At 35.5% G+C, this 12,858-nt stretch carries 13 protein-coding genes; 4 read left to right on the top strand and 9 right to left on the bottom strand.

From position 1 onward, the window contains the following. Window positions 1-11: 11 nt before the first annotated feature. The 5 genes from pfkA to AAHI02_RS10075 form a co-directional block, all read right to left on the bottom strand. Window positions 12-998: a 6-phosphofructokinase gene (pfkA, locus tag AAHI02_RS10095; RefSeq protein WP_042720708.1), complete on the bottom strand. Its 987-nt coding sequence runs from the start codon at window positions 996-998 to the stop codon at window positions 12-14. 174 nt (window positions 999-1,172) lie between these two features. After that, window positions 1,173-1,931 (bottom strand): TIGR03915 family putative DNA repair protein, encoded by a 759-nt coding sequence (locus AAHI02_RS10090; protein WP_346986534.1) that lies wholly within the window; start codon window positions 1,929-1,931, stop codon window positions 1,173-1,175. A 41-nt stretch (window positions 1,932-1,972) separates the two neighbouring features. Next, window positions 1,973-2,251 (bottom strand): hypothetical protein, encoded by a 279-nt coding sequence (locus tag AAHI02_RS10085; protein WP_346986533.1) that lies wholly within the window; start codon window positions 2,249-2,251, stop codon window positions 1,973-1,975. Then, window positions 2,223-2,402 carry a hypothetical protein gene (locus AAHI02_RS10080; protein WP_346986532.1) on the bottom strand — a complete coding sequence of 60 codons (180 nt, stop codon included), beginning with the start codon at window positions 2,400-2,402 and terminating at the stop codon, window positions 2,223-2,225. Before AAHI02_RS10080 ends, AAHI02_RS10085 begins: the two co-directional genes overlap by 29 nt. Window positions 2,403-2,404: 2 nt before the next feature. After that, a complete protein-coding gene (locus tag AAHI02_RS10075) occupies window positions 2,405-3,664 on the bottom strand; it encodes a putative DNA modification/repair radical SAM protein (protein ID WP_346986531.1) in 1,260 nt (419 codons plus the stop codon). A 300-nt stretch (window positions 3,665-3,964) separates the two neighbouring features. Between AAHI02_RS10075 and AAHI02_RS10070 the strand changes: the two genes are divergently transcribed. From AAHI02_RS10070 to sucC, 3 genes are all read left to right on the top strand, one after another. After that, entirely contained in the window at window positions 3,965-5,293 is a 1,329-nt protein-coding gene (locus tag AAHI02_RS10070) for a hydroxymethylglutaryl-CoA reductase, degradative (protein ID WP_346986530.1), read from the top strand. Window positions 5,294-5,444: 151 nt separating this feature from the next. Continuing rightward, the gene (locus AAHI02_RS10065; RefSeq protein ID WP_346986529.1) at window positions 5,445-5,831 is read left to right on the top strand and encodes a DUF423 domain-containing protein; all 387 of its coding nucleotides are present in this window, start codon (window positions 5,445-5,447) and stop codon (window positions 5,829-5,831) included. Between the two features lie 496 nt (window positions 5,832-6,327). Further along, window positions 6,328-7,518, top strand: a complete 1,191-nt coding sequence (sucC, locus tag AAHI02_RS10060; RefSeq protein WP_346986528.1) for an ADP-forming succinate--CoA ligase subunit beta — start codon at window positions 6,328-6,330, stop codon at window positions 7,516-7,518. 64 nt (window positions 7,519-7,582) lie between these two features. Here sucC and AAHI02_RS10055 read toward each other — a convergent pair whose 3' ends face one another. After that, window positions 7,583-8,461, bottom strand: a complete 879-nt coding sequence (locus AAHI02_RS10055) for a mechanosensitive ion channel domain-containing protein (protein WP_346986527.1) — start codon at window positions 8,459-8,461, stop codon at window positions 7,583-7,585. 95 nt (window positions 8,462-8,556) lie between these two features. Between AAHI02_RS10055 and AAHI02_RS10050 the strand changes: the two genes are divergently transcribed. Continuing rightward, complete coding sequence (locus tag AAHI02_RS10050; protein ID WP_346986526.1) at window positions 8,557-9,192, top strand: peroxiredoxin; 636 nt, start codon at window positions 8,557-8,559, stop codon at window positions 9,190-9,192. A gap of 107 nt (window positions 9,193-9,299) precedes the next feature. Here the strand turns inward: AAHI02_RS10050 and AAHI02_RS10045 are convergent, their stop codons facing one another. The 3 genes from AAHI02_RS10045 to AAHI02_RS10035 all read right to left on the bottom strand — a co-directional run bounded on the left by AAHI02_RS10045 (window position 9,300) and on the right by AAHI02_RS10035 (window position 12,847). Continuing rightward, the gene (locus tag AAHI02_RS10045) at window positions 9,300-9,893 is read right to left on the bottom strand and encodes a hypothetical protein (protein WP_346986525.1); all 594 of its coding nucleotides are present in this window, start codon (window positions 9,891-9,893) and stop codon (window positions 9,300-9,302) included. Window positions 9,894-10,049: 156 nt separating this feature from the next. After that, a complete protein-coding gene (locus tag AAHI02_RS10040; protein ID WP_346986524.1) occupies window positions 10,050-10,565 on the bottom strand; it encodes a hypothetical protein in 516 nt (171 codons plus the stop codon). Between the two features lie 86 nt (window positions 10,566-10,651). Further along, window positions 10,652-12,847 (bottom strand): TonB-dependent receptor, encoded by a 2,196-nt coding sequence (locus tag AAHI02_RS10035; protein WP_346986523.1) that lies wholly within the window; start codon window positions 12,845-12,847, stop codon window positions 10,652-10,654. Window positions 12,848-12,858: the final 11 nt, after the last annotated feature.

Raw genomic sequence — 12,858 nt, 5'->3', positions numbered from 1 at the left:
TATTAAAAATATTAGATTGCTAAAATTTCTGAAATCAGAAGAAGGTCTTTATTGATTTCGTTGTGTTTTTTAATGGCTTCTTCAATTGGCGTATAAACCAGATCGTTAGAGCGCATTCCTGCCATTACATTGGTTTGTCCTTCCATTAAGCCTGTTACCGCTCCATAGCCAAGTCTGCTTGCCAAAACTCTGTCGGCACAGCTTGGAGATCCTCCTCTCTGAATGTGTCCCAAAATAGCCACACGGATATCATAATCAGGGAACTCCTTCTTTGTTTTTTCCGCTAACTCATAAATGTTCGCTAATTTTTCTCCTTCAGCCACAACAACAATACTTGATGCTTTTCCTGTCTTTTCAGCATTTCTGAAATTAGTGAAAAGCTCATCAATACTGTCTTTTCTTTCAGGAATGAGAATATCCAGAGCTCCTGCAGCTAATCCACTGTTCAAAGCAATGAAACCGGCATCACGACCCATTACCTCAACAAAGAAGACTCTGTTGTGTGAAGTTGCCGTATCACGGATTTTATCAATGGCTTCCATTGCGGTATTCAGGGCTGTATCATAGCCGATTGTATTATCAGTTCCGAAAATATCGTTATCAATAGTTCCCGGTACACCGATTACTCTGATACCGAATTCTTCATTAAAGATTTTAGCACCCGTGAATGTTCCGTCTCCGCCGATACACACCAATCCGTCAATGCCAAGCTTCAAACAATGGTCATAAGCCTTCTGACGTCCTTCTTTGGTTCTAAATTCCATGGATCTGGCAGATTTCAGAATGGTTCCGCCCTGGTTGATTATATTTTTTACGGAACGGGGACCCATTTTAAGAAAATCACCGTTGATGAGGCCGTTGTAGCCTTCTCTTACTCCGTAGCATTCGATATTATAATAATTTGCGGTTCTCACCACCGCTCTTAATGCTGCATTCATACCCGGAGAATCTCCTCCCGAGGTAAGAACTGCAATTTTTTTTACAGCACTCTCTTTCATCTAGTAAAAAGTTTCGAACACAAATTTACAAAAACAAGTTCAGATAATAATAGTATGTTTATAATAGTTTTGAATATAAGTTATTAAAAATGTCTAAAATTTGTTGGTTTGAAAAATTATCTCATGACTTATAATTCAAAATAGTTGATTTGTAAATTAAAAAACATTTACGAACTACCATTTTTCCGTCAAATACTTCCAGTATCTTCTCGGAACATGCTGAATATGCAGTTTAAGGTTCTTTCTTTCCACAATATTGGTTTTCGTGAAATATCGTTGCCATAGCGTTTGATATTGAGCTTCTTCATCATGGAATTTTTGTTGATATTTATTTAAATCCAATTTTTCATCCGGATAAAAAAAATCACAGGTTTCCAAATCGTAAAGAATGCCGTAATTTCTGCGTAAATCATAAATCATCCACTTCTGATCCTGATAGCGGTCTTTGAAATGTTTCCTGATAAGCGGAAGAACATTGAAATCGGGATCGATTTTGGAGAAGAAAACATCATCCTGCATTTTTTCAAAACGTACGAATGCTGTCATCCGATGTCTTTCACGGCTTACGGATTTACAGATTTTAGATATTTTTAATATATCATTGTCGGCATAATTTTGCAAAATATTTTCTTCCGAATGTTTTATAGATTGTTTTACGGCTGATAAAATAAGTTGCTCGGATTCCGTCTCTTCGGATAAATATACTTTCAGCAATTCATGAATTCCTGCCTTGCCTATATTTTTTTCAAGTTTGTTTAAAACCCTCTCTGCTTTATCATTCTGCGTGATGACTTCATGGATTTCAGCAAAAATATTTTCCTGGTGAAACCTTTCCCTGCTTATAATTTCTACGTTTTTGTAACGGTATTCGAAAACTTCAAATATCGCTGTGAAAAGTCCGTCAAAACTTCCGTCGTAGAGTAGGGTGGTCATTTTTAATTTAAAATATTTTCCAAAAAAATATAAAGTTGAAATTAAACTCGATAACAAATTAATTTTAATTCATGTTCATCAATCTCAAAACAGAATTTACCTACTTTTTCAATTATAGATTTAATTTGTTCTAAATCTTGGGCATGATCAGAATCTGCTATTTTTGGAAAGATTAAGTATTCAATTTCTTTATATTCAAGCCAATCATTAAAAGAATTATTGCCCTCAAATCCGGTTTGCCAATAATCAAACTCAAAAATACTATTCTCATTTAAATATAATTGTCCAATTCTATTGTTTTGGATTTTTTTTAAATTCAATTTTCTTGAATTCCTGAGCATTGTCTACAATGGTTTCAATCAATCTAAGCCATTTTGAATTTGACATAAATTTTTGTGAAAATCTTGAAACAGCTTTTTCGATGTTCCTTATTTTCTGTTCCTTATTTCTTAAAGCATTGTTTGTTCTCATGTTTAAAACAATGTCAACTGTTGCGAAAACTGATTATGAAACTTAGAAGAACTACCGCCAATTACAAGTTTACGTAAATTTTTATCTGTTAAATATTTCAGGAATGCATTTCCGGCATTGAAATCAATGAAATATTTTGCGCGATTTACAGCGGCCCCAAGCTTCTTCAAATGATCTATATTCAAAACCTGAAAGCGTCTTGCGCTTACAATTTTCTGTGCTGTTTTCACGCCAATTCCCGGAATTCTTAATATCATCTGATAATCCGCAGTCTGTAAATTAACAGGAAACTGGTCAAGATGTCTTAATGCCCAGCTCATTTTGGGATCGACTTCCAAATCCAGAAAAGGCATATTGGGATCCAGAATTTCTTCAGCTTTAAAGCCGTAAAATCTCATCAGCCAATCTGATTGATAAAGACGGTTTTCACGTAGCATCGGAACTTCAGTCGTTAATGATGGTAATCTTTTGTCTTCCAAAACCGGTACGTATCCCGAATAATAAACTCTTTTCAGGCTAAAATTTTTATAAAAATGATCCGCTACTTTAATGATTTGTAAATCGTTTTCGTTGGTAGCGCCCACGATCATCTGTGTCGACTGACCTGCCGGAGCAAACTTTGGTGTTTTCCTGAAGATTTTCTTTTCATCTTTGTACTGTGCGATTCCGTTTTGGATATATTTCATGGGATTCAGCATATCCTGACGGTTTTTCTCGGGTGCGAGCAATTTGAGTCCGCTTTCGGTAGGGATTTCAAGATTGATGGATAAACGATCCGCATATAGCGCCGCTTCCTGCATCAGCTCATCACTGGCACCAGGAATAGACTTTAGGTGAATGTATCCGTTGAAATTCTCTTCAAGACGAAGCTTTTTCGCAACACGGACCAATCGTTCCATGGTTGTATCTGCATTTTTGAAAATTCCGGAGCTTAAGAATAATCCTTCTATATAATTTCTTCGGTAAAAATTAATGGTTAAATCAACTACTTCTTCCACCGTGAAAGCGGCTCTTTTAATATCGTTTGAGCTTCTGGAAACGCAGTACGCGCAGTCGTAAATACAGTGATTGGTCAATAGAATTTTGAGCAGTGAAACACAGCGTCCGTCTTCAGTATAGGTATGGCAGATCCCACTTGCAGAACTGTCTCCCAAAGCACCTTTTTTGTTCTTTCTCGAACCTCCGCTGGATGAGCAGGAAACATCATATTTCGCTGCATCCGCAAGGATTTCAAGTTTTTCTTTCAGACGGTCAAAATTCATACTGTAATCTTATTTTTACCACAAAAGTTGCAAAAGATTTTAAATCTAATAATTTGGCTATTGAAAGTTAGCAAAAGAAAAATTAAAAATTTTTAATGAACTTAAGTGTACTTTTTATAATGTTTTATTAAACTTTTTATTTTCGAATGCGAAAAAGCTTTTGTGACTTTTGCGGTTTAAAATTTTATATTTTCTGTCAAATGTAGTTCCAAAATTGATAAATATCAACCTTTTTTCATTGATGTTATCAACAGTTTAAAGTGACAAAATTAGTATATTTACGCTCATTAAATTTATGTTATGAATCATAAACCCGTTGAAGGTTTTTCCAAATTGACGAAACAGGGAAAGATCGATTGGCTCGTAAACGAATATCTGGAAGATAACGAAGAACATCAAAATATATTAAAGCAATACTGGAATGAAAATGCTGATTTGCAGAAACTTCATGACGAGTTTTCCGAAAACACGATTTCCAATTTCTATATGCCCTACGGAATTGCTCCGAATTTCCTTATCGACGGAAAATTATTTGCCCTTCCAATGGCTGTTGAGGAAAGTTCTGTAGTGGCTGCGGCTTCAAAAGCTGCGAAATTCTGGTTGGATAAAGGTGGTTTTAAAACGACCATCATCAACAATGAAAAACTGGGACACACGCACTTTATTTTTAATGTTGAATCTCATAAATTACTGCATTTTTTCAATTTTAATGTAAAGAAAAAATTACTGGAAGCCACGGAAGATATTACCGCTAACATGAGAAAGCGTGGCGGAGGGATTTTAGATATTAAACTGGTCGATAAAACCACAGAAATGCCGAATTATTACCAGTTGAAGGCCAGTTTCGATACAGTAGATTCAATGGGCGCGAATTTCATCAATTCATGTCTGGAACAGTTTGGAAAAACTTTAAAACAGGAAGTTGCGATCAGCGAAGATTTTAATCAGGAAGAGAAAAATTCTCTACAGATTGTGATGAATATTTTATCTAATTTCACACCGGATTGTATCGTAAGAGCTGAGGTTTCATGCAAAATTGAAGATCTCAAAGACGACAGCGGAATTTCCAATGAAGAATTTGCCTGGAAATTCAAGCAGGCCGTTACCATTGCAGAAATCGAGCCTTTCCGTGCAACGACTCACAATAAAGGAATTATGAATGGGGTAGATGCTGTGGTAATTGCTACCGGAAACGATTTCAGGGCAACAGAAGCCTGCGCACACGCTTATGCAGCAAGAAATGGGAAATATTCTTCTTTAACGCACTGTACTACGGATAATGGAATTTTCAGATTTTGGATCGATCTTCCGATTTCGGTAGGAGTGGTGGGTGGTCTTACCAATCTTCATCCCCTGGTAAAATTCTCTTTGGCTCTTCTTGGAAAGCCTTCAGCTCAGGAATTAATGAGTATTTTGGCCGTGTCCGGACTGGCGCAGAATTTTGGAGCGCTTCGTTCTTTAATAACCACCGGAATCCAGAAAGGCCATATGAAAATGCATTTGCTGAATATTTTAAATCAAATGGGAGCGACGGAAGAGGAAAAACAATATTTCGTAACGTATTTTAAGGATAAAACGGTCAGTCATCATGAGGTGATCAATGAATTTAACAAATTGAGAGGACTATAATGTTTGGAATCATTGTGTCAGCTTTTATGATGGCTTTCGGGATTTTTCTGAAACTGACAAAAAATCCGGGTTTTGCCCAAAATAAAAAATTTGCATGGATTTTTATTGGGATAGGACTGGTATCATTAATATTCAAGATTTTAAATTATAAATGAAAACAATTACTTTAGTTTTTGGAGCCGTTTACGGAATGTTATCCGTGATTTTGGGTGCATTCGGCGCGCACGCTTTAAAGAAAATTTTGTCTGTAGAAAGACTGGAAAGTTTTGAAACAGGCGTGAGATATCAGATGTATGCCGCATTTTTTCTTTTAATTGCAGGATACATTTTAAAATTTGAAACTAAAACAGAAAACTGGATTTCCTGGCTGATGATTTTCGGGACGATGCTATTCTCTTTCAGTATTTACGGTTTGAGTATGCAGGATTATTTCGGGATGAATCTTAAATTTCTTGGACCCATCACTCCTGTTGGAGGATTACTGATGATTCTGAGCTGGACTTTGCTGATTTTCTATTTTGTGAGAATAAAAAGTTAATCGATATCTGTTAAACTAATTTTAAACTTAACCATAAAAGCACAAAGAATATTATAAAGCTAATATGAAAGTCACTAAAGTTCCCAAATGAATAAAATGTGAGATTTTTAAAAACTTATATGTTCTTTTTTCTATTCATTATTAACTTTAAAATATGATAGCTAAATTTTGTGGTTTGAATAAAAAAACTTTGTCGGCGGAATTATTCCGGGAATTATTGCGAGAAATAAATGGAAAACGCATTTTCCATAAATGAATGGTTTAAAGAAAATCAGAGATCTGTTTTATTTTAATCTGACAGATTAGACAAAAATGGAAAACTGTTTTAATCTAAACTGGTATTTTAAACCAAAATAGATTTACGGCAAGCTCTAAAATCGTATGATGCAGATAAAATACAGGAAGAATGAATTTTTAAGCCAATAAACTTGAACTTCCATGTCTTTTTATTAAATTTGTCAACCTTTAAATATTAAAATAAAATAATAAAAATAATATGAATCTTCACGAGTATCAATCAAAAGAGATTTTATCAAAGTATGGAGTAGCTATCCAACGTGGTTTCGTTGCAAACAACGTAGAAGAAGCTGTAGCAGCTGCTGAAAAACTGACTGCTGAAACCGGAGCTCAGGCTTGGGTTGTAAAAGCGCAGATCCACGCAGGGGGCCGTGGTAAAGGTGGTGGCGTAAAGTTCTCTCCAAACATGGATAAGCTTAAAGAAAACGCTCAGAACATCATCGGAATGCAGTTGGTAACACCACAGACTTCTGCTGAAGGCAAAAAAGTAAATTCTGTTTTGATTGCAGAAGATGTATATTATCCTGGAGAATCTGAAACAAAAGAGTTTTATGTTTCTATTCTTTTAGACAGAGCTGAAGGTAAAAATACAATCGTATATTCTACTGAAGGTGGGATGGATATTGAGCACGTTGCTGAGGTAACTCCTCACTTGATCCACAACGAATTGATCGATCCTGCTTTGGGTCTTCAGGGTTTCCAGGCTAGAAAAATAGCTTTCAATTTAGGTCTTGAGGGGAATGCTTTCAAAGAATTCACAAAATTCATCACTTCTCTATACAATGCTTATGTAGGAATTGATGCTTCTCTTTTTGAAATCAATCCTGTATTAAAGACTTCTGACAACAAAATTATCGCTGTTGATGCTAAAGTAACGTTGGATGGAAACTCATTGTTCCGTCACAAAGATCTTGAAGCGCTTAGAGATACAAGAGAAGAAGATCCTATCGATGTTGAAGCGGGTGAAGCAGGTCTTAACTTCGTGAAGTTAGATGGTAATGTTGCCTGTATGGTAAACGGAGCCGGTCTTGCAATGGCGACTATGGATATCATTAAATTGTCTGGTGGTAATCCTGCTAACTTCCTTGACGTAGGGGGTACTGCTGATGCTCAGAGAGTACAGACAGCTTTCGGAATTATCCTTAGAGATCCGAACGTAAAAGCTATCTTAATCAACATCTTCGGGGGTATCGTAAGATGTGACAGAGTTGCTCAAGGTGTTGTAGACGCTTACAAAGCAATGGGAAGCCTTCCTGTTCCGTTGATCGTAAGATTACAAGGAACGAATGCTGTTGAAGCAAAGCAGTTAATTGATGATTCAGGTCTTCCTGTACATTCTGCCATTACTCTTGAAGAAGCAGCTAACAAAGTAAAAGAAGTTTTAGCTTAATAATTAAGTTTTTACGATAAAATAAAACCGTTGTCTGTTTTCAGGGCAACGGTTTTTTTTGCGATTATACTTTATCTGTATTGAGATTTTCGCCTCCGGTAATACTGATGCTTGTTGGGGTAACGAGTTGTATGCCTTCCGAATCGAGCCGCTTTTTTATTTCAAGATAAGCAATGCTTTTCAACAGCATCATATCGGCGCCTACAACCATCGGGAACTTAACCTGAAGATTAAAAATGCCCTGCTTAAGATCTGTAATTATAACGGTCGCTGTTTCCGGCCGGTCAACATTATCCAATTTCTGTACAACTTCCAGAACTGCCTGTTGAGCTTTTGAAACATTCTGATCTACAGGAATTTCAAAATTTAAATATATTTTTCTTTGCGGAGATGCTGTAAAATTATAAAACGGCGCATTGAAAATAACCTGATTGGGGATATACACTTTCTTTCCGTCATCACCAATGAGTTTTGTGGTTAAGAAACCGATTTCAGATACAGTACCCGAATTATTCCCGATGGTGATGTAATCTCCTACCCTGAAGGCTTTATCAATACCGATCAGTAAGCCTGAAAAAATACTGGATACAAGATCTTTTAAGGCGACCCCTGCAATAACCCCTGCTACCCCTAGACTACCAATAAATTTCCATAAAAAGCCACTGAATCCCATAATTTCCAGAGCAATAAAAGTACCCATGATCATAATCAAAAATCTGAATACACCGACCATTGTTACTAAGGAACTTTCTTTCTTGCTTTTTGGAAAGAGCTTGTGAAAAATTTTAACTGAAATCTGACTTAAATATTTACTGGTAAAAAGGAAAAGGGTAAATACAATAATTCCGACAATTAGTTTTGGAGTAATTTCTGCGAATTTCAGATACCAATTTTCAAGTACGTTATAAACAATGTCGATATAGCGTAAGCCATTTTTCTCCATGAATGATTTTTTAAAATAATTTATTTTTTTTCAACAAAAATTTTGCCAGTCTCAAAAACTCTACTAAATTTGTAGACTAATAAGAGCAAAATATTATGTCAATAAAACTAGGAGATACAGCACCGGACTTTCAGGCGGAAACGTCTTTGGGAGATATTAATTTTTACGAATATTTAGGCGATTCATGGGGGATTTTGTTTTCGCATCCGGCAGATTATACGCCCGTGTGTACAACAGAATTGGGATATACCTCAAAACTGAAATCAGAATTTGATAAAAGAGCAACCAAGGTCATTGCCTTAAGTGTAGATGGATTAGAAGATCATCAAAACTGGATTAAAGATATTAATGAAACTCAGAATACTGAAGTACAGTTTCCTATCATTGCAGATAAAGACCGTAAAATTTCTGAGTTGTATGATTTTATTCACCCGAATGCATCCGCAACGGCTACCGTACGTTCTTTATTGATTATTGACCCGGAAAAGAAAATAAGGTTAATCATAACTTATCCCGCTTCAACAGGAAGAAACTTCAATGAAATTCTGAGAGTGCTTGATTCTCTTCAGCTGGTTGACAATTATAAAATAGCAACTCCGGTGAATTGGCAGGATGGTGATGATGTTATTGTTCCTCCTACGGTTTCTACGGAAGATGCAAGGAAGATTTTCCCTAAAGGTGTAACGGAAGTTAAGCCATACCTGCGATATACTCCACAACCGAATACATGATTTATTTGATTTTTTATAGTTTAGTTTTAATTTGTAAAGAAAATCGCCGCAGAAATTTCTGCGGCGATTTCGATTTTTACGTGTATATAATGTGTGTGAAGTGATTTTTATTGTGCAACGTCATTTGCTACCTGTTTAGCTTTTGAAGTTGGAATATAGATACTGAAACCTACGTTGAAAGTAATATTAGAATTAAGTCCTTCGCTACCGAAACCGGCTCTTCCTCTATATTTTACCAATCCTTCAAGACCAATATTCGGAGTGATGAAATAAGAGTATCCAGGACCAACGCCAAAGTCTAAACCTGTTGTAGAGTCTGCATTTTCAACAGATCTGCCACCAATTCCTACATTTCCTTCTAGGAACCAACGCCCGTGATTAAGCAAATTGTCAACACCTTTTTCACCAGGTGAAAGGAAATAACGTCCTAAAGCTCCAACTCCATAAGTAAATTCTGTTGGACTTCCATTAGTTACTTTGTTAAATCCTAAATCAACATACCCTCCTAATGCAACATTATCTTCAATGAAATATGCTCCTTTAGGCTGAATGCCAATATTGTATCCACCACCTGTGTTTAATCCAAAATTACTTGATATTAAACTACTACCTACCAGCCAGTTTCCTTTTTGGATTTGAGCATTCATGGTTGTAGCTAAACCTGCTACTGCTAGTATTCCTGATAAAATTAGCTTTTTCATAATTTATTATTTTAATATTTAATGCGTTATCATTTGTGCTATCAGAAAAACAATAAATGTGCCAACTAATCAATGTTTAGTGAATTCGCTTGTGGTAAGGCCCGTCAGTAAAGACTTAAGGTTTGGCTTTCAGTACTTAATGAAAATGATATTTCATTAAATCATCAGTAATAATACTGATATCACAACTCCAGCTATGGTAAATATCATTCCTCGTTTAAAAGCTTTTGTTTTAAGGTTAAACATCCAGAAACTCGAGATCACAAAAAAGAACAATGAAATACCGAAAAATGTGTTTAAAGGTGACAGAGTATCTTTTGATTGTGCCTTGTGAAGTTTTGTCATTTTGTCCAGCAGGAAAGGAAGTTCCTTTTTCGTGTATTTTGCCTGTCCTGTCGAAGAATCATATGTTCCCTGTTTGAATTTTAAAACCGTACCTTCTGTTTTTTCAATTTCCAGATTTTTTATTTTTAATTCTTTGCCTAGTGCTTTTTCATCAAGGTTTTTATTAATTACTTTATCATAATTTTTTTCTTTTTTAAGAAAACCGGTATCCCTGTAAACCAGCAAAACGCCGCTAACAGCATAAATCGCCATGATTCCCGCCAGAAAATATCCCAGATAGCGGTGGGTAATTCTCATAAAACTTCTTGTGTCCTTAATCTTATCCATATTTTAGTATTGTTTTTAAATTTCAAAAGTGGAAACTGCAAAAATGCAATTCCCACTTTAATTGAAGAAATTATTGTTAAACTTTTTTACAGCTTATAAGTCAATGTGAAATAATAGTTTCTCGGCGTAATCGGGTTTACCGAATAATTTTCGTGAACATTGTAGTTGACCACATCAAACAAATTTCCTACCTTTCCCTGAATCATGAATTTTTTCCATTCGTAGCCAACACTAATGTCTACATTTGTGAATCCATCAACATCGATCATTCTTGTAACCTGACTTTGATTTTTTGTATCATTCCAGCCAGCTTTTCTATCACCTGTATAGAATATGGTTGCACCAAGTCTAAGTCCTTTTGCAAAACTTGTAAATGTATAGAATGCTGATGCATTAGCCGTAACAGCGGGTGTTCTTACTAGTCTTTGGTTTTCTACATAACCAGAAACATCAGGAGTTTCAGTATAAACAGAATTATTATAAGAAACACCACCAATTAATGAAATGTTTGTAAGTGGGTTTCCTGTAATATCCAATTCTACACCACGGCTTCTTACTTTTCCTGCGAATTCTTTTAAGTTTGAATCGGAATTTTGAGTAATACCGTCAGCTTTAAATCTTGCAGTATTATAAGTATTATTATTAATAATTTGATAAGCAGTTAAGTTTACTGCAACTGCATTGTTGAAAAAGTTCTTTTTAACACCTACTTCAAATTGATCAACGGTAGAAGGTTTTAAAGCTTCAAAATTAACGGTTGTTCCTGTGTTTGGTACAAAAGAATTTGTATATGTTGCGAATACCGAAAGGTTATCGTTTGGATTATAAATCAAACCAACTTTTGGTGAAAATGCATGATCTTCAGTTTTTGCACTTGTAGCTGCAATAGGATTATTGGGTAAGAATACTTTATCGCTGGATTCTCCATTCGTTAAATATGAATAACGTACTCCAGCTAATAATTTTAATGACTTTGTTAATTCTGCTAAATCCTGAACATAAACTCCCATTCTTCTTGTCGGGATTCTCCTTCTGTAAGTTTTATCTGCAGTAGGCATTTGGGCGTAATTTGTCCATGTGGAAGGATCATTTAGAAGGAAATTTCCTAATGTAGTTGTGCTAAGCTTGAAAGTGTAAGAATCAGCTTGTCCGAAATCTCCGTCAGTTCCAATTAAGATTTTGTGATTTACATTTCCGATTTTAAATTCTCCATTCAAGTTCACTTGTAATGAAGTATAGTTTTGTTCGTTATAAGTTCTTCCTACAGGTCTTTTCCAACTTGCATTCATGTTTGGAGAAGTATAAGCCCACTGAACCCTCTCTGTAGAAAAATAATCTTTTGTATAATTTTGATAAGAAGCAACTGCATTTAACGCCCAATTGTTATTAAATTGATGGTTTAAAATAACATCAGTTGTTGCTTGTTGATTGGTCTGATATTGCCAGTCTGTCCCTAAGAATTGATTTCTTCCAATTTCTGTAGCTAACCTTGAAACTCCTGTTGTGTTATCCGTGACGCTTCCGATTCCGAAGTCCGGCGTGAAAGTATGATATAAATAATCTCCTTCTACGATTAGCTGAGTTTTTTCACTCAAATTAAAAACAAAAGAAGGATTAAAATAATTCTTTTTAGATTGTACTAAATCTCTGAAACTTTCAGCATATTCATAGGTTCCGTTTACTCTAAATGCAATATTTTTTGATAAAGGACCATAAATATCAACTGTTGGTTTATAAGAATTCCAGCTTCCTGCGCTGAAGCCTACAGCACCTCCAAATTGAAATTTTGGTTTTTTTGTAATTAAGTTTACGATTCCACCAGGACCCACGTTTCCGTATAACATTGCGTTTGCTCCTTTTAAAACTTCAACTCTTTCTAAACCTGTAACTTCTGGGAAAACCCCACTGTTTACTTTAGCTCCGTTTTTAAAGATATTGTCATTCCCGAAAGTAAAACCACGTCCTCCAAAACTATCTTGAGATCCTCCTCTTGCTGAAGTTAAATAAATACCGTTTACATTTCTGATAACATCGCTCAGCTGTTTTGCCTGCTGCTGCTCAATGATTTCATGAGTGACAATGGCAATCGGCTGAGGGGTTTCCATCATCGTAAGATTTGACTTAGTCGATAATGGTTTTGCCTTGTTGGGATTTCCCGTTTTATGAAGGTTAACGTCTTCAATCGTTTGGATTTTGACAGTGTCAGCTTCTATGTTTTTCATTTGCGCACCCAAGGAAATGGCTGTGAATAATAATCCTAAGGTTACTAGCTGTTTGTTCATGATAGCTTATG

It is taken from the genome of Chryseobacterium sp. POE27 (assembly GCF_039727685.1).
Classification (GTDB): Bacteria; Bacteroidota; Bacteroidia; order Flavobacteriales; family Weeksellaceae; genus Chryseobacterium.
This window is presented reverse-complemented; position numbering and strand designations above follow the sequence as displayed.